Genomic DNA, 24957 nt, shown 5'->3' with positions numbered 1-24957 from the left:
GCTGTTACTCCTCTAAACCAAATTTCTTATCGAGCTGGTTCATTCTCCACGAGTAGAAAAAGATCAGTGCGATAAACGTAAGGATGGAACCTTGCTGTGCGAACCAGAAGCCTAAATCAGTCCCACCGACCGAGATTCCGGACAGTAAAGGTCTGAGTAGAATGCCGAAGCCGTATGAAACTAGAGCCCACACAAACATAGAGCCTGCGATTAAGCGTAAGTTAGCCGACCAATAGGCAGCAGCATTTGTTTTGTCGTCTTGCATAATGCTCACCATTGTTGTTTTTTGTGAATTAAATTGCAGCGTGGCAAGACAAATTTAACAAGCTATTAGGCGCCAAGATAACCCCCAACTTTAGTCTATTCGCTATTTGTAGATGCCTTTTTTACGCAGAAAATAGCTTGTTTTTGATGATTTTAATGAAATTTAGCTTAATTTTACAGCATTTAGCCGAAATAAATAAAAACGATCCTTGATAAAAATAAAGTTCAAGCGAATAAATATTTCTAATTGTGACCGCGATTCGTAACATCTGAGCAGCATTTCACGACTAAGCCAGCAAACAATAGGCCGTACTAAGGTTCAGCTAAGCCCAGCATTGCGATAAATGCGCACTGAAAAACTTGACTCGCGACAAAGCAGAAGGTGCTCATTTTGTGTGCCGCTCAACTCAGAGTTTTAGGTATAGATACAGCTCAGCGGTGCTGAACATTTGCCGGCAGCTTCATTTAGCACAGGTACCCAGTACAGTCGTGCATGTGTTTATGCACGCAAAAATAAGAGGACGAATAAATCTACAATTCAAAACCAATATTAACCATGGTTGCTGCCGCACCCAGCAAGACAACCTCAACGCCTAGACGGCGGTTTTTCAAACCCAAAGACGGCACAATCGCCGGCGCAATCTCAAAGCGATTAAGTGGAATTTTGTCGCGGTACTCACCTTTGTAACCATAGAGCAGGCCTGCAGTGACTTTGCCGTAGAACGGCGTACCAATAAAATCAAAACGCTTGCCAACATATCCGTAATAGGTGCGCTCGTTGTATGAGTGCAAAAAAGTTGCAGCGCCCGCCAGATAACTGTTCTCTGTATGACGTTCCAAACCAATCAGTTCTTGGTGGTTATTATGCTCAGAGCGCGGCGTAAAGTGCCGAGTATAGACACTGGTCTGCACATACCAATAGGGTTGCGCTGGCACTGGCTTAAGAAAGTCAACGATATAAGACGCGAGTGTTTTGCTGTCTTGTTGGTAGCTGGCTGGGCTCGCTGCGTCACCTTGTTCGGGTTGAGCAATCGACTGCATTGAAACAGCGCTGAGAAGAAGTAAGCAAGATGTTGCAGATATCAAATTCATTATAAAGGTCTTAACCACAGATATTGGCAATAAGCGCTGGAAAGATAGGGGTATATGGCGCTAGAGGTCAGCACCTTGGTCAGCTTAATGAAGCATCGCATCGCTTTGAGTATTGAGGTCTATCTTGCACAGAGTACACACAGTAACCCTGTAAGGACCACTGCGCACCCATTAGTTCACTCGGTAACGGTCATCCAAGGTGCTATAACCCATGCCAGCACTTTTGCGCACTTTAATTTGCACCGGAATACGTTCTTTCAGCGCTTCAACATGACTGATTATACCTATGGTTTTGCCTTCGGCGTTGAGATTATCCAATGCATTGAGCGCCATTTCTAAGGTTTCACTGTCTAGGGTGCCAAAACCTTCATCTAAAAATAACGAATCAATTCGTGTTTTTTGACTGACCAACTCAGACAAAGCCAAGGCCAAAGCCAAGCTGACTAAAAAACTTTCTCCACCAGACAAAGTGCGAGTATCACGCTGTGTATCGGCTTGCCAGGTATCGACTACGCGTATGTCCAGCTCACCCTGCTCGCAACGGCTGAGCTGATAGCGGTTATGCAAAATGGCCAATTGCTGGTTTGCGAGGTTAACCAAGTAATCCAAGGTCAAGCCCTGCACAAACTTACGATATTTACTGCCATCCGCCGAGCCAATCAAGCTATTAAGTTGCTGCCACTGATCGTATAAAACCCTTTGCTGCTCAATCTCGCTCAGTAAGGCTTGCTGACTTGCGCGGTTCTTTGCATCTGTCTCTAAGCTATGCTGTACACCACCTAACTGGCGATTAAGCGTGCTCAATTGCGCGTCCAGCTCTGTACGTTGTACAGCTAACTCGCTACTGCTTAACGTTGTCAGCGCCTGCTCAGTCAGCTGAGCAATGCGTTGTGTAGCGGCAGCGAGCAAGGTGTTGGCATTTTGCCGAGCGCTGTCCATATCCTGCTTAAGCGCTTGCAGTCTTTGCACCTGCTCCTCAGGCAGTAGCGCTTGCAAAAATGCGTCACTATCAACAAAGAAACTCTGTTTTAAACAGGCTTGCCACTGCGCTTGCTGGGTTGCATAAGCAGCCTGCGCCTCACTTAAATGCGCCGTTAAACTGTGAACCTGCCCGCGTTGCTGTGACAGCTGGTTTTCACTGTGCTGTAACTGGTACTGAATATCGGCCAAGGTATGCGGCAGATCTGCGACGCGAGGACAGGGCTCACCCTCGGCAACGGCCAAGGCTTGCCAGTGACTGTGCGCGGTTTTATGCAGCTGCTCAGCGCTTGTATATTGATGCGTTAAGTCAGCAATGCGGCGTTCTAAGCCAACCAGCTGCTGTGCCCCCTCTTGCCACTGCTTGGCCTCTTGCTGACGCTCAAGCAGCCACTGCTGTGGCTGATCCGGTAAGGTGTAACCTATGCCTGCCAACTGCTCCTTAAGTTGCTGTTGCTGCTGCTGGATTTGGGCGTGCTGCGCGCTGATACGCTTGCCTAACTCTGCCTGCTGCTGCGCTTGACTCTCACGCTTTTGCTCTAAGGTGCTGACGACCTGCTGGGTATTACGCAGTGTTTGTTCAGCAACAGTGCACTGTTGCTCACTGTCTTTTAATGCCTGTTGCGCTGTGCTAATTGCATTTAAGCGCTGCTGAGTCTCAGCTAACGTCTGCTTAAATGCTGCCATCGCCGCGTTAAAGTCATCTTCAGATAGCGTATCTGCCAGTTCCAAAACAGCCAAGGCATTGGCTTTTTCTGCCTGTAGCGTGTGCAGCTCGCTGTCATCATCCGCCAACTGCTTAAGCACCAGGGCATGCTCACTGCTGAGCTTGGCTAGATGCTCTTTACAGGTCTGGCCTTGCTCAGCCACCCTCTCCAGCTCTGCTTGTTTGGCTGTTAGCGCGTGCTCAGTCTGCGAGATATCCAAGGCTTGATACTCAGCAATCGCTGGGTGATCTAACGAGCCACATAACGGACACGCCTCGTCAGCCTGCAATTGCGCACGGTACTGCTCAAGACTGGTGATGCGTTGCTCTTGCTTGAGCAGCTGGGCTTTATCCGCCGCTTGCTCCTTAAGGTTTTTATACTGCGCGCGTAATGCATCACGCAGCGTTTCCTGCTCCTGCATCTGCCCTAGCAGTGCAGCACAACGTTGGCGATGCGCTGCAAGCGCAGCATGCTTAACCCTTTCAGCGCTATAGGCCTGATGCAAGGCATGATAGTGCGTGCTGTGCTCATGCAGACCATTGAGCTGTGTTTGCCAATCAACCGCGCTGCGCTGTGCCAACACCTGATCAAGTGCCTGCTGCTGCCTTTGCCGCGCCTCAAGCAAGGGCTTTAACGCCTGCTTTTGCTGCTCTAACGCCGCCTGTTGCTGATTCAGCTCTGCTATAACGCGCTTGATTTCAACGCCAAGCGTTACTTGCTGGGCTTGCTCGCTTTCAATCGCTGCTTGCTGCTGACTGAATGAAGCAAACTGATTGCGCCAAGCACCAATGTGTTCAGCCAGTAACGCATGCTGCGGTGTCTGCTCACGCAGTGACTGCAGGGCTTGCAGTTGTTGTGTATCGTTCTGTAACTGCGTACTGATTGCATCTAAAGACTGCAGACTATACTGATACTGCTGCCAAGATAAACGTTCAACCACCTGCATAGACTGACGCTCGCTCGCCTGTGCTGCCTGCAAACGTTGCTGGCTGTGCTGTACGGCCTGCTCTGCCGCTTGCAAGCTCTTGTATTGTGCTTGCAATAGGGCTGCCGGAGCGTGTTCAGCCAAGCGTTGCAAATCAGCCGCATGCTCCACCTGTTGTGCCTGCACTGCCTCAAGCTGCAGCTGCGCTTGTTGTTTATCGCTATACGCCTGATCCAAATTACTGCGCCATTGCTGTTGCTGATAGACACGTTCATGCTGCGTTTTCAGTTCACCCGCCTGCCCTTGCAACGTGGCGAGCTGCGCTTGCATGTCACTCAACTCATCAGCAGTGAGCAGTTGCATACCTTCGGCTCGGCTGCTGAGTTTTTCTAATGCATGGCGCTGTTCTTTTTGGCTTTCATGAACGTGCTTAGAAATATCACCATAAATTTCAGTTCCGGTGAGCTGCTCTAGCAAGCCAGCGCGATCGTTGGCATTGGCTTCTAGAAACGCAGCAAAGCCTCCTTGCGCCAGCATCATCGACTGGGTAAAGCGATGAAAGTCTAAACCGGTTAAGCGCTCAACCTCTTTGGGCTTCTCGCTGAGTTTGTCGGTGATAATGCGCCCATCTAAATGCGCCAGCTCAGTTTTTGCGTCCTGCAAAGCACCATCAGCTTTGTCACGCGCGCGGCGTTGACTCCAAAAGGCACGATAGCCTTGCTCCTTCACGGCAAACTCCACTTCCACCAAGCAATCACTGGTGTGGCGCGTCATCAGCTCGTTACTGGTCTTTGAAATACTGCTCATGCGCGGTGTACGGCTGTATAGCGCCAAGCAAATCGCATCGAGCAAGGTGGTTTTCCCTGCGCCAGTGGGTCCGGTAATTGCAAACAGGCTGCTGCCATTAAACGGCTCTTGGGTGAAGTCAATCTTCCACTCACCTTTTAACGCGTTGATATTTTTTAGGCGGATACTCAGAATCTTCATGCGTCTGCCTCCTGCAGTGATTCAAGCACTTGTGCATGCAAGCCTTTGAGCACCTTGACGTGTTCCTCTGTCAGCTCTTCATTGTGCAAGCGCTTAGCAAAGACTTCATCAGGGGTTAATTCAGCGAGCACTTCACCCGAATCACCGCTTAAACCTGTCACCTTGTTACCGCGCAAACGACGGACCCGTAATACCTCTACCGGCAGCTCGGCACAGAGCGCAGTGACCCGCTCATCTAAATCCGCATAATAATCATCAACCTCAACTTGAATCTCCAGCCACGTCACAGCATCGAGATCAAGCTGCCCTGCCAGTTCAGCAAACTGCTTTTCTAATTCTGCCAAGCTGCCCGACAGGGAAATCAAACGTTGAAAACAGGGGATCTCAATCACTTCCACAGCCTGCAAACCATGACTATCAAAATCAACTTGCAGTAATTCTTTTTGCTGTTTAGCTTCATCAAAACTCAACGCAATCGGTGAGCCGCTGTAGCGGATATGCTCCAGTCCTGCAACTTTTTGCGGGCGATGGATATGCCCCAAGGCTAGATAGTCAAACGCCGGAAAGGCATCGGTTGGAAAGGCAGTCAAACTGCCAACATAAATCTCACGCACCGACTCAGTTAGGCTTACGCCAACAGTGGTTAAATGCCCGGTACCAATAATCGGCACGCTAACACCTAACTCGTCACGTAATACCTCAGCTTTAGCAAACAGCTGCGCATAGTGCTCTGCAATTGCTTGCTGCAAATCGCTTTGCTTGTCTTCAGCACTTTGTCCCGCCTGGCTGCGTTGCACATCACGCGGGCGAATATAGGGAATCGCACAAACAATCGCACCCACGTCACCGTTGCGTTGTTTGAGTAGCAGCAGCTGCTCAGCAAGGTTATCTGCCACACTGGAGATCACATGGGTATTAAGTTGTGCCAGTAAGTCTTTGCTTTCATTGAGCATCGCCACCGAGTCATGGTTGCCTGCAAGGATCACCAACTGACATCCGCTGGCCTGCATTTGCACTATAAAACGATTGTATTGTTCACGCGCATAACTGGGTGGTGTACCGGTATCGAAAATATCACCGGCAACAATCAAGGCATCTGCTTGCTGCGCCTGCACCGTTTGCACCAGCCAATCACACCAAGCACGGTGTTCAGCCTGTCGGGTTTTTCCCATAAAGTGCTGACCAAGATGCCAATCTGAGGTGTGTAAAATGCGCATGCACTTGTGTCCTTTTGCTATGTATTGACGATAAAAACCTATAAAAAGCCCGCTGTCTGCTGAGCCGTTTAAATCGACTCGACAAACAGCGGGCATAGTGTAGACGATTATACGTCTGCTAAAACCAAACCAAAGGGCAAACCGGCTGGATCTGGAATATGCCGTGCGATATCTTGCAACGCACTCTGAATAATTTCTTCCACAACGGGGTGGTAAAACGCCAACTGCAACAGGCTATGCGCCGTTTCATTACGTTCAATGGCCAAAGCCAATAACTGCGCCACATGCTCAGCCCGCACACCCACCATGCTGGCGCCTAATAACGTACCGCTACTCTTATCAGCATACAGGCGCAACACGCCTTGGCGATCTGTAATAACGCGGCTACGGCCATTGGCTTGACTGGTTGCTGTGCCAATCAAAACATCATCCTGATTGAGTTCATCGAAACGCGCACCGACACTGATCACATCAGGGTTGGTAAAAGCGATAGCCAATGATGTTTTACGCTTAAAGGCCACGGGCGTGCTTTGTGTCGCGTTATAACCAGCCATAGCGCCTTCATCAGCAGCCTCATGCATTAACGGACGGTAACCGTTGATATCACCGACAATAAATACTGGATGCTTACCCACTTGCAAGGTGTTTGGATTAAACAGCGGCTGGCCGCGCTCATCAAGTTCAAAGCCGGCTTCAGCTAAGTTTAGTTGATCGGTATTCGGACGACGACCCAAAGCCACCAGCACTTTATCCACCAGCACTTCTTTATCGCCCGCTTTAAGTAGTACGCCTTTTTCTGCTTTAGCAAGTTCAGCAGGCGCTCCTAAATACAGCTGCATTTCTTTGCCAAACTCTGCCAAAGCAACATTGCTCACTTCTGGGTCGGTGATGCCGCCAACAGTTTGCGCCATATCCGCGCCGTGCACTTCAACGCCTAAACGCGCCAGCGCCAAACCCATTTCTAGACCAATCGCGCCTAAACCTAGAATGCCAATGGATTTAGGCAGTTCTTGCATCTCAAAAAACTCATCAGTGGTGATGCAATACTCAGCAAAGGGTTGTAAGAATTCTGGCATAACAGGGCGCGAACCAGCAGCGATTATCACTGATTTAGCGTTAATCTGCTGCGTGCTTGACTCACTTTCTACTTCTAACAAGGTGGGCTCTAAAAAGCGCGCACGGCCCATGATTAAATGCTCGCCAGCCGCTTTTTTAGCATTGCCTGCAGCACCATCAGAAAACTGATCACGCTGATCGCGCAACGCTTGCCAAGCGACAGCGCTATCTAAACGTAAGTGTTCTGAACCACTGATGCCATAACGCTCAAACTCTTTCTGTGAATTCCAGTACTCAGCAATGTGCAGTGCCACTTTAGACGGCATACAACCAACCCGTGCGCAGGTGGTGCCGAGCGGGCCACTATCAATTAATACAAAACTTTGCTTGGTACGACGAACTTCTCTTAGGGCATACATGCCGCCCGTTCCTGCACCGATAATCGCCACATCAACATTCATTTGCTTAGACATCCTAATCTCCAATAGCTGAAACCATCCTTACGCTAGCACATAAAGCCTAGTGCTTGGCCGCCAAAACAATACTTATATGCATAATATATTTTGCACGCAATATTCTAATGACTGCGCTGCTAGAAGACACTGAGCTTGAAACGGGATATATGTGCATGCTGTAGTCAGCTTACTGCTGCTTTATAACCAAATCCGCCTGCGACAGCGCCATCAGCAATCGAGCAATGTCCGTTGTTACCTCAGCAAGCGGTACGTTGAAATACGCTGCAATAACATCACTTAAGGCATACCCCGACAAGGGTTCTTGCTGCAGCAATTGCCAAGCAACCTTACCGCAGGCATTCAGACGATGGATAGCGCCACTGGACGCATGAATCAAAAATAACTCATCACCCAGTGGATAATTCCTAACACCACGAGCGGCAAGCCAAACTGTTGTTAAATCAAACAGTGTTGAATTTGCAGCGCTCGCGGTCGCGGGTGCATGGCCAATTAAACTTACATCGTTTATATTTTGTATCTGCGTTTTTTTCAGCGCCTCAGCCAATAGACAGGGCTACGCCGCAGATGTTCAAAGACCGCTGCATTAGGAGCATGTTCAGCCGCTAACTGCTTAACGCCTTAACGCCTTAACGGAACATGCCCACAAGCATTAGGATAAACCGCGATGTTTAACTGAGTAGGCATACTCATACAGATACGTCACGCCCACATCTTTATAGCGCCACTCTTGACCAAGCACATCATGCTCGCCGATACGTTCGAGGGTAAAAGTATCTGCAAAAAACTGCTCAACTTGCTTTGGTGGCACGGAAAATGGAGGGCCCTTCATTTCTGCTTGTGGGTAATACAATGTCAGTAGCAGCCCTGTACAGTTTTTCGGTAAATGCTGGCTTAGATGTGCTGCGTAACGGCAGCGCAAGTCTTCAGGCAAAGCGACCAAAGCAGCCCGATCATAAAAGGCATCTACACTGGCTAGGTCTTCTGCAGTAAGTGCAAAAAAATCACCACATAAAATAGTAATGGCCCCGCTGCTATAGCGTATAAATGGACCATGCTGTGTGATGTCTGGCTTAAGCTGATGCTCTGCAAAAAAATCAACAACTGCTTTCTCTATCAGTTCTACAGCTAATACTGAGTAGCCTTGCTCCGCCAGCCAGCACAGGTCTAAGCTTTTGCCACTTAAGGGTACAAACACACAGCTGCCTTGCGCTACCTGCAAAGTCGGCCAATGTTTAATCAAGCCTGGGTTAACATCTTGGCGATGAAAACCAATTTGATTACGTTCCCAGCGCGCTTGCCAAAAACCTTCATCCATTACCTGCACCCTTTATAATTCGTTCTTCCACCAAATAGCCTTGGCAGTTTTACAGAGCATACAAACAAAAGCTGTTACTCGACTAGTAGATATTTGCGCGAAGCGTGGTTAAGTGCGGTGCATGCCGTACCTAGGGTTATTCGTCTGCGCAGAAAAAGAAGAGACTTACGCAAACCCAGCAAACCATACAAATGATCAACGCGTGCTGTGCTGGGTCTGTGGCCAGCGAAGCCATGGATGGCGTAGCGCCCGCATCGCGCCCCGGATGGGCTCGTTAAGGGAAGAACAGACTTAGCGCAGTGCGCAATGCACCTATGATCCGTACAGCCAACTCATAGTCTTTCCAGATATATAGCCAGATAAGAAAAAGAGTGATTAAGTGTGGGCTCTAAATTTAATCAACCTGACCCTCATCCAGCTGCCAACCACCACCCAATGCGCTGATCAACTGCACGCTGGCGGTCAGCTGTGTGCCAAGCAAATTCAGCAAGGTACGTTCGCTGTTTAACGCGGTAGTTTGCGCACTGGTTACTGCTAAAAAATCCACCATACCCGCCTCATACTGGTTTTCAATCAAGCGCAGTGTGTCTTGAGAAGCAACTAAGGCTTCACGCTGTACGGCAATTTCCTCGTCTAAGACGTTGAGCTGTACCAAAGCATCTTCCACTTCACCAATCGCCTGTAATGTCGTTTGACGGTAGCGCGCTACCTGCTGATCATAACGCGCCTCGGCCTGCTCCACTTTCGAGCGGCGCAAGCCTGCATCAAACAAGCTCATGGCAAACTGTGGGCCAATCGACCAAAAACGATTGGGCATACTGATCCAGTCGGCTAAATTGCTGCCACGGTAGCCGCCAGACGCACTCAAGGTTAAGTCGGGGAAATACGCTGACTCAGCCACGCCAATCTCCGCATTAGCCGCCATGACTCGACGCTCTGCTGCAGCAATATCGGGACGACGCTCAAGCAGCGACGAGGCAACAGTCATCGGCAAGACGGGCAATGCCGGCAAGCTATCAACACTGGCAACCTGTAACGCATTGGGCGTGCTGCCCACTAATAAGGCAATTGCATGCTCATAACGCGCGCGCTGCCAATCCAGATCAAGGCGCTGCGCTTGGGTGTTTCTCAGTTGCGTCAGCGCTTGGCTGACATCGGCACGGGTTACCACGCCTGCCCTATAGCGGTTCTCAGTCAGCTGCAAGGAGCGCTGATAAGCCGTCACAGTAGCATCGAGCAAACGCATCTGTTCATCGATCACCCGTAGTTGTAAATAGTTTTGCACCAACTCTGACTGCTGGCTTAGACGTGTGCCCGCCCACTCTGCTGCACTGGCCTGCGCGCTGGCTTCACTGGACTCCACTTGGCGACGCACCTGCCCCCAAATATCCAACTGCCAGCTGAGGCCCAACTCGAGATTATTACTTTTTTCTGTAGTCGTTGTATTGTTACTCTTATCGTAACTACCTATACGTTTTGTTCCCGCCTGCGCTGTGGCGCTGGGGTACAAAGCAGAGCGCGTACCACCGACTAAGGCGCGCGCTTCACGCCACGCCGCTTCTGCTGCACGTAAGTTTTGGTTTGAGGCATCCAGTTGCTTGAGCAAGTCAGCCAAAGGTTCGTCTTGGTATAACGACCACCATGCCACAGAAGTACCTAAATCAGCTGGTTGCGCCACTTTCCAGCCCGGTGTGTGCCTAAACTCAAGCGCCACGGACGTTTCTGGGCGAATATAGTCTGGCCCCAGCATGCAGCCACTGAGTAATACACCAGCCATGGTCAAGGCACTGAATTTAAGCATCTGTTTCATGGGCTACTTCCATTGTTCTGTGCGTTTTCTTACGCCGAACACGGGCGCTTAAACGGTCAAAAAATAAATACACGGCGGGCGTGCTGTACAGGGTCAGCAACTGACTGAGCAACAGACCACCGACAATCGCCAAGCCCAACGGCTGGCGTGCTTCAGAGCCTTCAGCGCTGCTGATCAGCAACGGCACAGCCCCTAAAATAGCAGCCATGGTGGTCATCATAATTGGGCGAAAACGTTGCGCACAGGCTTTTTGAATGGCTTGCTCAGCGCTCATTTTCATCTCACGCTGCAATTGCAACGCCAAGTCAATCATTAAGATGGCGTTCTTCTTTACCACTCCAATCAGCAAAAACAGGCCGAGCAAGGAAATCAGACTGAACTCACCACCGGTCAACTGAATCGCTAGCAAGGCTCCCACCCCTGCCGAGGGCAGCGTTGAGAGAATGGTCAGTGGATGAATATAACTCTCATACAAAATGCCTAAGACTAAATAGACGAGCACTATCGACGCCAGCAGCATTAAGCCCTGCGCACCTTGGCTTTGACTGAACATGCCAGCAGTACCACCTAAGCGCCCTTGTACTTCATTGGGCAGATTAATTTTTGCCATCGCCATTTCAATCGCCTGACTGGCCTGCTCTAAACTCACCCCAGGTGCTAAAGAAAAGCCGATACTCTCAACCGCAAACTGGCCGTCGTGCTGTACACGGTCTTGCTCTAAACTTGATTGCCAGTGGGTAAAAGCTGACAAGGCAATACGCTCGCCATTTGCGCCAATCACTTGCACTTGCTCCAACACCTGCGGCGAGCCAACAAAGCGCGGATCAATTTCTAGCACCACGCTGTACTGGTTAAGGCTTTCATAGATGGTCGAAACTTGGCGCTGACTAAAGGCATTATTGAGCAGCGAGGTGACCATCGCCATATCCACACCCAAGCGTGCAGCAGTGGCACGGTCCACATGCAAGGTCACTTGCTGCGCGCCACGGCCTTCTTTACTGTCGATATCAACCAACTCAGGCAAGGCTTTCAGGGCATCACGTACCCTAGGCTGCCAAATGCGCAAATCATCCAGCTCACTGGCCAACAGCACGTATTCATTTTCAGCACTGCTGCCTTCACGTCCACCCACGTTAAGGTCTTGCTCAGGTCTTAAAAACAGTCGCGATCCGGCCACGGGTGGAATTTTTTTTCGTAGCCGATTGACGATTTCCTGCGCTGACTCTGTACGCTCCGAGATAGGTTTTAAACGCACAATTAAAAAGGCATTGCTGCCACCGCTGATAAAACCAGCCACAGTCTGCACGTCTTTGTCCTTGAGCAGAGTCTGACGGTAGACTTCCATTTTTGGCTGCATGGTGTGGTATGACAAGCCATCATCGCTACGAATAAAACCCATCAACTGACCGGTATCTTGTTGCGGCATAAAAGTCTTGGGCACGGCAATAAACAGCCAGACATTCAGGCCAATGGTCAGCAGTAAACCGAGCAGCATCCAGCGCTGATAATTCAGCGTCCAGGCCAGCGAACGCTGATAGCCAGCAGCAATGCGCAATCCAAAACGTTGGATGATATTGGGTTTTTGCTGTTCAGCCGCCACAGCAGGACGCAGCCAGCGCGCCGAAAGCATCGGCGTCAGGGTTAACGACACCAACAGCGAAATCAGAATCGCCACGGTCAAAGTGATCGAGAATTCGCGAAATAAACGTTCAATCAAACCGCCCATAAACAAAATCGAAACAAACACCACCACCAGCGACAAGTTCATCGACAGCAAGGTAAAGCCCACTTCACGCGAGCCATCAATCGCCGCTTGCAGCGGTTTTTTACCGTTATTGATATGCCGTGCGATATTTTCCAGCACGACAATAGCATCATCGACAACCAGTCCCGTGGCGATAATCAGCGCCATCAGCGACAGGTTGTTCAGAGAAAAGTCCATCATGTACATCGCGGCAAAACTGCCGATCAGCGACACAGGTACCGCCAATGCAGGAATCACTGCTGCGCGCCAATGCCCTAAAAACAGCATCACCACGCCAATCACCAAAGCGGTAGCAATCAGCAGCGAGCGTTGCGCTTCATGCAAGGTGGCGCGAATCACCGATGAGCGGTCCATCGCCACTTCCAGTTTGGCGCTGGCAGGCATCACTGCTTGCAATCCTGGAAGTTCAGCTTGAATCGCTTCAATGGTGGCAATGATATTGGCGCTGGCTTGACGGTTAATCACCAACAGCACCGCTTCTTCATCGTTAAAAAAACCACTGTTGTAGCGGTTTTCCACGCTGTCAGTGACTGTCGCCACATCACGCAAACGCAGCGCTGCACCATCGACATAACGAATAATCAGCGGCGCATAATCGGCGGCACGGTGCAGCTGATCATTGCCCTGAATCTGCCAGTGACGACTGCCTTGTTCAATTTCACCTTTAGGCTTTTGCTGGTTGGCATCGGCAATGGTTTGCCGTACATCATCCAGTGCAATGCCGTATTGCTCTAGACGCCGTGGCTCCAACTCAACACGCACAGCCGGCAAAGAGCTGCCACCAATCTGCACATCGCCCACGCCCTGCACCTGCGACAGTTTTTGCGCAATGATGCTGTCCGCCAAATCATACATTTGCCCTTTATCCAGCACTTCACTGCTCAGTGCTAAGACCATAATCGGTGCTTGGGTGGGGTTCATCTTGCGGTAGGTGGGCATACTGCGCATACCGCTGGGCAGTAGCTCATGTGCCGCGTTGATGGCGGCCTGCACCTCACGCGCAGCAGCATTAATATCATGGCCTAGGTCAAACTGAATCATAATCCGCGTGCTGCCCTGCCTGCTCCAGCTGCTCATCTGGCTGATGCCGGCAATACTGCCAAGCGAGCGCTCCAGCGGTGTAGCCACAGTAGCGGCCATCACCTGCGGACTGGCACCCGGCAAATTGGCCTGCACGGTAATCATAGGGAAATCCATATCCGGCAGCGGTGCCACCGGCAACAGGCGATACCCCAAAATCCCCAGCAAGATAATCGCCACACTGAGCAGCATGGTGGCGACCGGGCGCTGAATAAAGGGTGCCGAGAGATTCACGACGCTGCGCCCAACTTAAAGCGTGCTTTGCTGCGTGCACTTAAACGATCAAAGAACAAGTAAATCACTGGTGTGGTAAACAGCGTTAGCACTTGGCTGAGCAATAACCCGCCGACCATTACCAAGCCTAAGGGCTGGCGCAACTCTGCACCGGAGCCGCTGGCAAACATCAGCGGTAGCGCAGCAAATAGCGCCGCTAAAGTGGTCATCAGAATCGGACGGAAACGCAATAAAGCTGCTTGGTAAATCGCTTCTTCTGGACTTAAGCCCTGATGGCGCTCTGCATCTAAGGCAAAGTCGATCATCATAATCGCGTTTTTCTTGACGATACCAATCAGCAAAATAATACCGATAATGGCAATCAGGCTTAAATCGTTGTCGGTCAGCAACAGCGCCAACAAGGCTCCAATCGCCGCTGATGGCAAGGTCGATAAAATCGTCAGCGGATGAATATAACTTTCATAGAGCACACCAAGCACCAAGTACATGGTCACCACAGCAGCAAGAATCAGCAGTAATGTACTGGATAACGAGTCCCGAAAAGCCGCCGCCGCACCTTGAAAATTGCTTTGAATCGACTCAGGCATGGCTAAATCCAGTTGCGCCTGCTCAATCAACGCCACCGCCTCACCCAGCGACACATTCGGCGCTAAGTTAAACGACACCGTTACCGCCGGAAACTGGCCGATATGGTTGAGCAACAGCGCGGCAGACTTTTCCTCAACTTTAACCAAACTGGCCAAACGAATCGCTTGCCCATCGGCACCGCGCACGTGCACATCGTGCAAGGCCGCCATGGCATCGTCAGGATTGCTACTGCTTTCCAACACCACACGGTACTGGCTGGTTTGGGTGAAGATTGTAGAAATTTGCCGCTGACCAAAGGCGTCATACAAGGCATCGGTCAAGGTGGCGATACTGATCCCCAGGCGTCCTGCTAAATCGCGGTCAATATTGAGGTAATACTGCAAGCCACTGGCCTGCAAATCACTGGCGACATCCTGCAATTGCGGCAGCGCGCGTAATTCATCCACCAATCTTGGCACCCACGTATTTAATGCCTGCTCATCAGCGGATTCAAGGCTGAACTGATATTGCGTGCGGCTGACTCGATCTTCAATGCTGAGGTCCTGCACCGGCTGCATAAACAACTGAATGCCCAACACCTGATCAAGCTCTGGACGCAAGCGATCGATCACCTCGCCCGCCGAAACATCGCGCTGACTAAAGGGCTTAAGGTTAATCAGCATACGTCCGCTATTGAGCGTGGGATTATCGCCATCCACACCGATTTGTGAGGACACACTCTGCACCGCCTCGTCCTGCAATAGCACCGCGCTTAAGCGCTGCTGGCGCTCGCTCATCGCGGCGAAGGAAATGCTTTGTGGCGCTTCAGAAATACCCTGAATCACCCCAGTATCTTGCTCAGGGAAAAAGCCTTTTGGCACCCACATCCACAGCACTGCTGTCAGCACAAAGGTGCCCACAGCAAACCATAGGGTCAGCACTTGATGCTTCAACACCCAGCGCAAACCGGTGCCGTAATGGTCGATCGTGCGACTGAGCCAATCGTCTTTCTTTTCTTCTTTGCCAGCACGCAATAAACGCGCACACATCATTGGCGTTAAGGTCAGAGAAATCACCAGCGAGATTAAAATCGCCACGGCCAAGGTGATTGCAAACTCACGAAATAAACGCCCCACCACGTCGGCCATAAACAACAGGGGTATCAGTACCGCAATCAGTGAAAAAGTCAGCGACACTAAGGTGAAACTGATCTGCTTCGCGCCCTTAAGCGCCGCATTCATCGGTGTTTCACCCAGCTCAATATGCCGGGCAATGTTTTCCAACATGACAATGGCGTCATCCACCACAAAGCCGGTGGCAATGGTCAAGGCCATTAGGGTGAGATTATTCAGCGAGAAGCCGGCCAAATACATCACAGCGAAAGTGCCAATCAAAGATAATGGCACCACAATCGAGGGAATTAACGTAGCTGTCAGCCGTTTCAAGAATAAAAATGTAACCAATACCACCAAGGCGATGGCAAGCAGCAGTTCAAACTGCACATCACTGACCGCGGCACGAATGGTTTGTGTGCGATCTGTCAGTACACTGACGCTAACACTGGCCGGCAAGGTGGCAATAATACTGGGCAGCAAGGCTTCAATATTTTCCACCACCTCGATCACGTTGGCACCGGGTTGACGCTGGATATTGAGTAATACTGCTTGATTTAGGTTAGCCCAGGCCGCTAAGCGATTGTTTTCCGCGCCTTCAACAATCTGGGCAACATCGGCCAGCTTTAAAACATGGCCATCAGCATGGGCGATAATCAGTTGTGCATAGTCTTCGGCTGAGCGCAGCTGGTCGTTGGCATCCAGCTGGGTGATGCGCGATGGCCCATCAATGCTGCCCTTGGGCTGATTGACGTTAGAGCGCGTAATCATGCTGCGCACATCAGCTAAGGTCAAATCAGCAGCCGCTAGGGCTTGTGGATTAGCACGAATACGCACCGCTGGGCGCTGACCACCACCGACACTGACCAAACCGACACCGCTGATTTGTGCAATTTTTTGCGCCATGCGTGTATCCACCAAGTCACTGACTTGCGGCAGCGGCACGCTGTCTGAGGTAATCGCCAAGGTCAGCACAGGACTGTCTGCTGGATTAACTTTGTTGTACACCGGCGGCGCGGGTAAATCTCGCGGCAGTAAGTTGGTGGCCGCATTAATCGCCGCCTGCACTTCTTGCTCGGCGACATCCAGTTCGAGGTCTAAGCTAAAACGCAAGCTGATCACCGAAGCACCAGCGGAACTGGTAGACGACATTTGATCAAGCCCCGACATCTGCCCGAACTGGCGTTCCAGTGGCGCGGTGACCGCGCTGTTCATCACCTCTGGACTGGCACCTGGGTACAGCGTCAGCACGCGAATGGTCGGATAATCCACTTGCGGCAAGGCCGCTACCGGCAATAAGCGATAAGCCAAGGCCCCTGCTAAAAAAATCGCTAGCATCAGCAGCGTGGTGGCTACCGGACGCTGGATAAAGATACGCGAGATGTTCATTGCGCGGGCTTCTGCGACGGCTTCTTATTTGAGTCTGCGGATGGTTTCTCAGCAGCGGAGGCAGCGTCTGCAGAATCATGTCCTGTGGCCGCAGGCTCAGTGCCCGCTGGCACAACCCGCTCAATCTTGCTGCCGCTGCGTAAACGGTCTACGCCTTCAACCACCACCCAATCACCGACCTCTAAACCTGAGCGCAACATGCTGCGCGTACCATCACTGGTACTGATCTCAATCGGCTGAATGACAACAGTATCATCGTCTTTGATCTGCCAAACAAAACGACCCTCGCTGCCAAACTGTACGGCATCAGCAGGCAACAGTAGCGCATTTTCATGCACCGTAACTTGCAAGCGCACATTGACAAACTGGTTAGGAAATAAAATCTGCTCAGGGTTAGTAAAGCGCGCCTTTAAGCGCACGCTACCGGTGCTGACATCCACTTGGTTGTCAATGCTCGCAAGCACGCCCTCAGCCAGCAACTCAGTTTCATCACGGTTCCAAGCTTGCACTGGCAGCGGCTGCCCTTGTCGATAGCCTTGCAGTACTGCCTGTAACTCATGCTCAGGAATCGTAAAATACACTGCAATAGGATCATCCTGGGTAATGCTCACCAGCTCAGTTGAACCTGCTGATACATAGTTACCGGCATCCAGTGCACGCAAACCCAAGCGGCCGGCAATCGGTGCAACAATGCGCGTGTGCTCAACATCCAAGCGTGCCGCATCACGCTGTGCTTGACGCATTTTTAACGTGCCTTTGTACTGCGCCACCATGGCGCGCTGCTGTTCTAAGGTTTGCCGAGCAACTGAATCATCTTTATACAGGCCTTCATAGCGCTTAAGGTCCAGTTCGGCACTGGCCAATTGTGCGCGGGTTTCTTGCAGTGCGCCCTCGGCCTGCAGCAATGCTGCTTGATAATTACGCGGATCAATTTGCGCCAGCAAAGTGCCTTTTTCAACAAACTGCCCTTCGCTAAACAGCACCTTATCCAATTCGCCAGCCACCTGGCTGGTGACACTGACTGCATTCCAAGGTGTAACCGTGCCCAGCGCTTTGAGCTGCACAGCAAAACGATCGATACGCACTTGCTGGGCATTAACCGGCACCGCCCCCATAAAACTGCCGCCACGGCGAGGGCTTTGCTGTTCTGGCTCAGAGCTGTCTTGCTGCCACCACCATGCAGCAAAGCCAGCCGCGCATAGCAATAAAAGAACAATGAAAAAAGTTAGTGTATTTTTTTTACGAGGATGTATAGAGGATTCAGGCATATCAGTTAGTCACAGTCCTTGGAAGCTTGAAAGATAGCAGCCTTCGAACTGTTTGGCAGTGTATTTACGATCAATTTACTTTACGATCTGAATAGTTTCCTATAAAAGCGTATGGCGGTATGCCGCACACGCGATAAATAGCACAGCGCAACGCTAACAATCATGCTCACCTGTATGGCTGACTACGGCCTAGTGTAATGACTTTTCACGCAGGTCATCAGTTGCTTGCACCGTCTGTTCACTTAATACAACGCCACACACGCGATTGCGCCCCATCTGCTTGGCTCGATACAGCTGGACATCCGCTTGTTTTAACAAAACATCGGCGCTGCTGTGCGTGCCCTCTAATGTAGCCACACCCACACTTACAGTCAGTGGCTGGGGCGGGTCTTCAGTATTAGCTAAATGCAGAGCCATCACCGCCTCACGAATCTGCTCGGCAACCATTAGCGCACCAGGCAAATCAGTTTCAGGCAAAATACAAACAAACTCTTCGCCGCCATAGCGCGCCGCCAAATCGTTCGGCCGCGACATCTCAGACAACAACACAGCGGCAATTTTCTGCAAGTAGCCATCACCTACAGCATGACCATAGTGATCATTGATACTTTTGAAGTAATCGATATCCACCATCAAAATTGAAAGAGCGCCGGCACCACGCATATAGCGCGCGTGCTCGAGACTGAACTGCTGATCAAAAAAGCGTCGATTAGCTAATCCAGTCAACGCATCAGTTTGGCTTAAACGCTCTAACTTATCATTTGCCTCTTGTAAGGCTTGATGCTGCTGCACAATACGCGCATGACTCTCACCCAGTTGAACAACCATGCGCTGACGACTGCGGTAGCCATTTAACACACACAAACAAAAAGATGCCCGATGCTACTAACACGATCCATAACAGATGTTGTTTGTTTTTCTGTTTAATATATTTATCAATTAAAAGGCGCTCGTCATCTTCATGCAAGAGCACTGAAGCACGACTATCAATTGCTTTAATATAGCGATTAAAAATCGATACCAGTTTTAGATGCTCAGGGGATCGTTTGAACAAAAATGAATACCCTCGAGGGTATTCATACAAGGTATATATATTTTGCATATCAAACAGTTCAAAATGAATTCGGTCATAGGCAAAGACACCATGATTAAACACCGCAATATCTATTTTTTTGCGCCGCAGCGCTTCATAGATAGCACCGCTATCATATGAAAAAATTTGCTCTTTTGGCATTAAGCTTTGCAAGTAAAACTCCACTGCCGTTGCTGTTACTACACCCACTCGATACTGTTGCAATTGTTCTGCGCTGGATATTCTTATTTGCTCCTCTCTAAGCGCAATCGCAGAATAAAAGCCGTGATGATACTCATCAGTAAAAACTCCCATCTGCTCGCGCTCTGCTAAGTAGCTCGCAGGTATCAGCACATCAACCAGGCCCTGTTCAAATTGCTGCATATTCTCATTAAACGATGTGTGTTCAGTTTGAATAAACTCATAGGGCAAATTGATTTGGTCAGCAATGAAGCGGAAAACATCAATACTGATGCCTTCATACTGATTTTTACGCTTGTTGTATAAAGATAAGGGCGGGGCTCTGCGATATGCACTCACCTTGAGCGTAGGCAAAGAGCGGATCAGAACCTGCTCATCAGCCGTGAGTATGACGCTTTCCTGTAAGGTGATTCTTTGCTCTGCAGGCAACGAAGCTTTAGTAATACCTAAAAATGTGGCGCCTATTGCAAGCAGCACACACACAGCAAAGCTATAAAATATATTGCGCATACACCGCCCCTGAAAAACATTACAGCGAGAGAACGCTCTTTTATTTATTCAGTTTTATAGTACTGCGGTGCATGCCAACAACCCAATACCAGTTATCAATGAGCGCTGCGCTATTAATCAAACTAACAGCGCAGCAAGCCTATCTTGTGTACTTATTTCAATACCGCCAAAGCAGCATCATAGTCTGGCTCGTCAGCAATTTCAGGCACCAGTTCGCTGTAGAGAACTTTATCATTCTCATCCAAAACAATAACGCCCCGCGCCGCTAAACCTGCTAAAGGACCTTCAGCGATATCAACACCATAGGACTGGAAAAAATCAGGATCACGCATAGTCGATAAGCTCAGCACTCGGTCTAAACCTTCGGCCCCACAAAAACGCGCATGAGCAAAGGGCAAATCAGCAGAGATACACAAGACACGCGTATTTTTTAAGTCTGCTGCTTTTTCATTGAAACGACGTACTGAGGTAGCGCAGGTTGGCGTATCAATGCTTGGGAAAATATTGAGCACTTTACGCAAGCCAGCCAAACTCGACAAACTCACATCATCGAGGGTTTTATTAACGAGGCTGAACGCTGGCGCCTGCTCACCTTTTTGCGGGAAATGGCCATCAACGCGCACAGGTGTGCCTTTAAAAGTAACAGTCGTCATGTGTATGTCCTTTTTATAGTCGAGATAAGTTTTTTGTTAGTAAAACAACCACAGCATCTAGAAGCGATGGCATGCGGCAATAAGAATAAAATCGCCACAGAGCACAGCTGTGCCGCATACAACGGCACAGCCACTACACTGTTTATAACGTAATTTTAGTACCCAGTAACATAAGGAATCCAGCCAGCCAAGTTGGATGTGCAGGCCAAGCGGGTGCAGTCACCAAGTTACCTTCAAGGTGCGCACTGGTAACCTCTAGCTCAACATAGTGCCCGCCAGCCATTTCAACATCAGGCCCACAGGCTGGATACGCAGCACACTCACGATCATCCAAAATACCCGCCGCAGCTAATAACTGCGGGCCATGGCACACAGCAGCAATCGGTTTATCTGCTTGATCAAAAGCCTGTACCAATTCCAGCACCTGTGCATTTAAACGCAAATACTCTGGCGAACGACCGCCCGGCACAACTAAGCCATCATAATCTTCTGCTTTGACATCAGCAAAATCAAAATTTAGAACAAAGTTATGCCCTGGCTTTTCGCTGTACGTCTGATCACCCTCAAAATCATGAATTGCTGTGCGCACAAACTCGCCAGCTTTTTTATTAGGACACACTGCATGCACTGTATGGCCCACCATTTGTAGTGCTTGAAATGGCACCATGACTTCGTAATCTTCTACGTAATCACCCACCAACATCAGAATTTTTTTAGCTGCCATGATCTGCTCCGTAAATGTAGAGGTTGTCGCAGCTAGATTACACCCAAGTGGCCTAAAAATGACACAGTGTGCACTTACTCGCACTTACTAGTGGCTTCTGCGCTGCGCGCCCTGCCTTATATCCACGCCCTTGCGGGCAAGGGTTTACAGCGGTTTTACTAAATATATGAGCATCTACTTAGTCACTGTAGCTGACCCGAAACTTGGAATAAAATGCAATATGTGTACGTTTAGACCAGTCAAAGTGTGGCGGCCTTCACATCCCCAAGCAAAAAGAGACTCGATAATATTAATGTGCCATCACTTTATACATAATGCGCCCTTATGCGTTGCATAGCAGAGTTTTTACGAGTGCTTTATGAACAACCCTTTGCAGGTAAAATACCAGCTGTCAATACTGTCGCTCATCGGCATTATAGCTGTGCTCGGTGTCCTGCCCTTTGCCGTTATACGTTACCTGCAGGGCAATCTATTAGCTGCAATCATTAATGCAGCCTTAGCGTTGGGCATCATAGCCTTAGTGGCGTATGCACACCGCTCCAGCAAACCACAAAGCGCGAGCATAATAATTGCATTATTTGTTAATGCTGGCGTGGTGTTGATGGCTGTCACTAACGGTATCAATAGTTTTTTGTGGGTGTACCCTGTCTTCGCAACAACTTTTTTTCTGACAAAGCCGCTTGTGGCCTTTTGTATCTGTCTCGCTGCAGGCGTTTCTCTAGTTGCTCTGTCTGATATTTTGGATGTAATTTCTCTAGATTCCTATGTAATGACCAGCGTTGTTTTGTCATTGAGCGCTCTTGCCTATGCTCGCCACAATGAGAAACAACTGCGCTTACTGGAAACTTTAAATACCATTGATCCACTAACCGGCGCACTCAACCGCCGAGCTCTAACCTCAGATATACAAGCAGCCTTGTCCAACTCCGAGCGCAACAATACTGAGCAACTGTTAGCGATTATCGATATGGATCATTTCAAGAGTGTTAATGATAAATACGGCCATGCTGCTGGCGACAAAGTATTGAAGCAGTTCGTCGCTATCACCTTGGCTAGTATTCGTAAATACGATCGGCTTTACCGTTTTGGTGGCGAAGAATTTGTACTTTTGATTCCTGACGTTAACCATAAACAGCAGCGCATGTTTATCCACAACCTTAGATCAGCTATAAAAAGCAAACTTAAGGCACCAGGTGGCGAGGAGGTTACCGTATCATTTGGTGTTGCACCTTGGGTGCCAGGCACAACAGTAGATACTTGGCTGAAACGCGCTGATGAAGCACTGTATCGAGCTAAAGCCAGCGGCCGTGACCGCGCAGTGTTCAGCAACGATATTCTAGATAGTCATTAAACTCAGTCATGCGCTAACAGTAACCCGCTCTGTAGTGTCTTAGGTACAGAGTTTGAATCACAAACTCCTCTTCAAGAACAGCACAGTGATTGGCTTACTGCGCCCCTATCGCCGGCGAGTCTTAAATACGCTCAGCTGGCTGACACAGCATAAGCACAGAGCCTGACCCTATTGCGAGCGCTCAGCTCTACCTTACTTACCAGCCGCCTGTGTTTGACGGTAGATAGAGTTTTATTGACACTCAAACGGCCGCCTGCACCTAATCTAGCTGAACAGGCATAAAACGCATCCAAAAAAAAAGAGCTAGCTTTCGCTAACTCTTTAAAAATTTTGGTGGCTACACCGGGACTTGAACCTGGGACATCAGCATTATGAATGCTGCGCTCTAACCAACTGAGCTATGTAGCCAACTTGGCGCGCATTATTCTCGGATTCAGCCACCTTGTCAAGCTCTTGCTAGCAAAACAGTTGAATCCGAGTTCTTTAGGCTGCAGCTGCTGCCTTAATGGTACGTTTTTGATTCTGGATTACCAATCCAGTCATGCAAGCGATAGCCACTGCTATACCGATCCACTTGCTGTAATCCAGCGGGAAGTTCAGTCCGATGCTGGCAGTGGAAATATACGAAACACTAATCGCAGTACCAATCACCGCAGGAATACTAACAATCCAATGGAAAGTGCCGCGGTCAAACAGGTATTTAGTCGCTAGCCACAACACGCTGGTCGACAACAACATATTCGAGAATGCGAAATAGCGCCAGATTAGAGAGAAGTCCAAGAACGTCATCAGGTAGCCGACACCCAACAAAGGCAGAGCCAAAGCAAGTCTGTTGACAACTGTTTGTGAGATATTAAACGCATCCATAATTGTTAAGCGCAATGAACGGAATGCAGTATCACCTGAGGTGATCGGGAAAACAGCAACAGCTAAAATGGCCATAACCCCACCAAACACACCAAGGTAAGTGGTCGCAATATGATTAACCACTAAGCCAGGGCCACCCTGCGCAAGCATGGCTTTCAAACCAACATAGCCCTCTGGGAAAGCAGCAATACCCGCCATAGCCCATACACAGGCAACAATACCTTCACACACCATTGCACCGTAAAACACCGGACGTGCATATTTTTCATTGGTTAGGCAGCGGGCAATCATAGGTGACTGAGTGGAGTGGAAACCACTGATAGCACCGCAGGTTATCGTTACAAACAACAACGGCCAGACTGGCAGACCATCAGGGTTACGCTGTAATAAACTGTGATCATGACCATCGGTGAAGTATGAGAAAATATTATTCACTTCACCCAGGTTTGGCGCATCCAATAGAATTGCCACGGCAATTGATGTGGTCATGATAATCATGAGCAAACCAAAAAACGGGTACAGTTTGGTGATGATTTTATCAATCGGCAGCAATGTTGCAAAAAAGTAATAAGCCAGAATGAGCAGCACCCAAAAGGTATTACCGGCTAAAAACGTGCCTTCAAAAAAAGACAGGTTACTCAACAAGCCTGCAGGGCTCATGATAAAAACCACACCCACAAAAAACAGCAGCATGCAGGTAAAGAGCAACATTACGCCTTTGAAAACCACGTTGTAATAGTGGCCAGCAATTTCAGGCAAGCTTTTACCATCTTCTTTTAAGCTCATAACACCCGAAAAATAGTCATGCACTGCACCGCCGAGAACGTTACCTATAACGATCCAAACCAATGCAATTGGGCCATATAAAGCACCCAAAATAGGACCAAAAATAGGACCAACACCGGCAATATTCAAAAACTGAATTAAAAACGCTCGCACAGGGTGGACAGCCACATAGTCAACACCATCACTTAAGCGCTGCTGAGGGGTTTGGACTGTAGGATCTATGCCTGCTTGTTTTTCAACAAAGGGGCTGTAGAACTTATAGCCGAGTATCAGCACAGTAAGACTAATAAAGAAAATTAGCATGAAGCATACTCCGGATCATCTTAGGGGTTTAACCAAGTAAATGAGATTCACTCAATTGATGCGCAACCTTAAACGGTACAGCACAAAACATGGTATATACCATCGGCTACTAGCCAGTCAAAAACAGAGCATAAATATTTTATTAGCATGCAATTGCCTGCTGTCCACGGCAGTTATCAAAGCTGATATATCAGTGCATTCAAGGATCAAGTGAGCGGGCTCAACCTGCAGCGAAATCAGCGCTCTAG

General features: G+C 49.4%; 17 protein-coding genes and 1 tRNA gene. 1 reads left to right on the top strand and 17 read right to left on the bottom strand.

Annotated features, from left to right (window positions below; all coding sequences use genetic code 11):
• Positions 1 to 4: 4 nt before the first annotated feature.
• The 15 genes from FXF61_RS05525 to FXF61_RS05455 form a co-directional block, all read right to left on the bottom strand.
• Positions 5 to 265: a DUF4212 domain-containing protein gene (locus FXF61_RS05525; RefSeq protein ID WP_151184324.1), complete on the bottom strand. Its 261-nt coding sequence runs from the start codon at positions 263 to 265 to the stop codon at positions 5 to 7.
• A gap of 530 nt (positions 266 to 795) precedes the next feature.
• Positions 796 to 1305: a sn-glycerol-3-phosphate transporter gene (locus FXF61_RS05520; protein WP_151184323.1), complete on the bottom strand. Its 510-nt coding sequence runs from the start codon at positions 1303 to 1305 to the stop codon at positions 796 to 798.
• Positions 1306 to 1527: 222 nt separating this feature from the next.
• Positions 1528 to 4953: an exonuclease subunit SbcC gene (gene sbcC, locus FXF61_RS05515; protein ID WP_151184322.1), complete on the bottom strand. Its 3426-nt coding sequence runs from the start codon at positions 4951 to 4953 to the stop codon at positions 1528 to 1530.
• The gene (gene sbcD / locus FXF61_RS05510; RefSeq protein WP_151184321.1) at positions 4950 to 6170 is read right to left on the bottom strand and encodes an exonuclease subunit SbcD; all 1221 of its coding nucleotides are present in this window, start codon (positions 6168 to 6170) and stop codon (positions 4950 to 4952) included. The genes sbcC and sbcD overlap by 4 nt, the downstream gene beginning before the upstream one ends.
• Before the next feature lie 107 nt (positions 6171 to 6277).
• On the bottom strand, positions 6278 to 7699 hold the full coding sequence (locus tag FXF61_RS05505) for a dihydrolipoyl dehydrogenase (protein WP_151184320.1): 1422 nt from the start codon (positions 7697 to 7699) through the stop codon (positions 6278 to 6280).
• Between the two features lie 169 nt (positions 7700 to 7868).
• Positions 7869 to 8078: a PqqD family protein gene (locus tag FXF61_RS14870; RefSeq protein WP_178087269.1), complete on the bottom strand. Its 210-nt coding sequence runs from the start codon at positions 8076 to 8078 to the stop codon at positions 7869 to 7871.
• Positions 8079 to 8351: 273 nt separating this feature from the next.
• Positions 8352 to 9017, bottom strand: a complete 666-nt coding sequence (locus FXF61_RS05495; RefSeq protein ID WP_151184318.1) for a thiopurine S-methyltransferase — start codon at positions 9015 to 9017, stop codon at positions 8352 to 8354.
• 394 nt (positions 9018 to 9411) lie between these two features.
• The gene (locus tag FXF61_RS05490) at positions 9412 to 10827 is read right to left on the bottom strand and encodes an efflux transporter outer membrane subunit (protein WP_151184317.1); all 1416 of its coding nucleotides are present in this window, start codon (positions 10825 to 10827) and stop codon (positions 9412 to 9414) included.
• Positions 10811 to 13906: an efflux RND transporter permease subunit gene (locus tag FXF61_RS05485; RefSeq protein WP_151184316.1), complete on the bottom strand. Its 3096-nt coding sequence runs from the start codon at positions 13904 to 13906 to the stop codon at positions 10811 to 10813. Before FXF61_RS05485 ends, FXF61_RS05490 begins: the two co-directional genes overlap by 17 nt.
• On the bottom strand, positions 13903 to 16974 hold the full coding sequence (locus FXF61_RS05480) for an MdtB/MuxB family multidrug efflux RND transporter permease subunit (protein ID WP_151184315.1): 3072 nt from the start codon (positions 16972 to 16974) through the stop codon (positions 13903 to 13905). The genes FXF61_RS05485 and FXF61_RS05480 overlap by 4 nt, the downstream gene beginning before the upstream one ends.
• The gene (locus tag FXF61_RS05475; RefSeq protein ID WP_151184314.1) at positions 16971 to 18242 is read right to left on the bottom strand and encodes an efflux RND transporter periplasmic adaptor subunit; all 1272 of its coding nucleotides are present in this window, start codon (positions 18240 to 18242) and stop codon (positions 16971 to 16973) included. The genes FXF61_RS05480 and FXF61_RS05475 overlap by 4 nt, the downstream gene beginning before the upstream one ends.
• A 189-nt stretch (positions 18243 to 18431) precedes the next feature.
• Positions 18432 to 19070, bottom strand: a complete 639-nt coding sequence (locus FXF61_RS05470) for a GGDEF domain-containing protein (protein WP_151184313.1) — start codon at positions 19068 to 19070, stop codon at positions 18432 to 18434.
• Positions 19051 to 20025, bottom strand: a complete 975-nt coding sequence (locus tag FXF61_RS05465; protein ID WP_151184312.1) for a transporter substrate-binding domain-containing protein — start codon at positions 20023 to 20025, stop codon at positions 19051 to 19053. The genes FXF61_RS05470 and FXF61_RS05465 overlap by 20 nt, the downstream gene beginning before the upstream one ends.
• 152 nt (positions 20026 to 20177) lie before the next feature.
• Complete coding sequence (gene tpx / locus FXF61_RS05460; RefSeq protein ID WP_151184311.1) at positions 20178 to 20678, bottom strand: thiol peroxidase; 501 nt, start codon at positions 20676 to 20678, stop codon at positions 20178 to 20180.
• Between the two features lie 142 nt (positions 20679 to 20820).
• On the bottom strand, positions 20821 to 21405 hold the full coding sequence (locus FXF61_RS05455) for a DJ-1/PfpI family protein (protein WP_178087336.1): 585 nt from the start codon (positions 21403 to 21405) through the stop codon (positions 20821 to 20823).
• 355 nt (positions 21406 to 21760) lie between these two features.
• Between FXF61_RS05455 and FXF61_RS05450 the strand changes: the two genes are divergently transcribed.
• Positions 21761 to 22753, top strand: coding sequence for a GGDEF domain-containing protein (locus FXF61_RS05450; protein WP_151184309.1), 993 nt, complete (start codon positions 21761 to 21763; stop codon positions 22751 to 22753).
• Between the two features lie 331 nt (positions 22754 to 23084).
• On the opposite strand, the gene FXF61_RS05445 is transcribed toward FXF61_RS05450, so the two are convergent.
• Positions 23085 to 23161 (bottom strand) — tRNA-Met (locus FXF61_RS05445).
• Between the two features lie 75 nt (positions 23162 to 23236).
• A complete protein-coding gene (locus tag FXF61_RS05440) occupies positions 23237 to 24709 on the bottom strand; it encodes a carbon starvation protein A (RefSeq protein WP_151184308.1) in 1473 nt (490 codons plus the stop codon).
• Between the last annotated feature and the right edge of the window lie 248 nt (positions 24710 to 24957).

Source organism: Pseudomonas sp. C27(2019) (assembly GCF_008807395.1).
Lineage (GTDB): Bacteria > Pseudomonadota > Gammaproteobacteria > Pseudomonadales > Pseudomonadaceae > Denitrificimonas.
The sequence above is the reverse complement of the archived record's forward strand: the minus strand, read 5'-3'. Positions and strand labels throughout refer to the sequence as shown.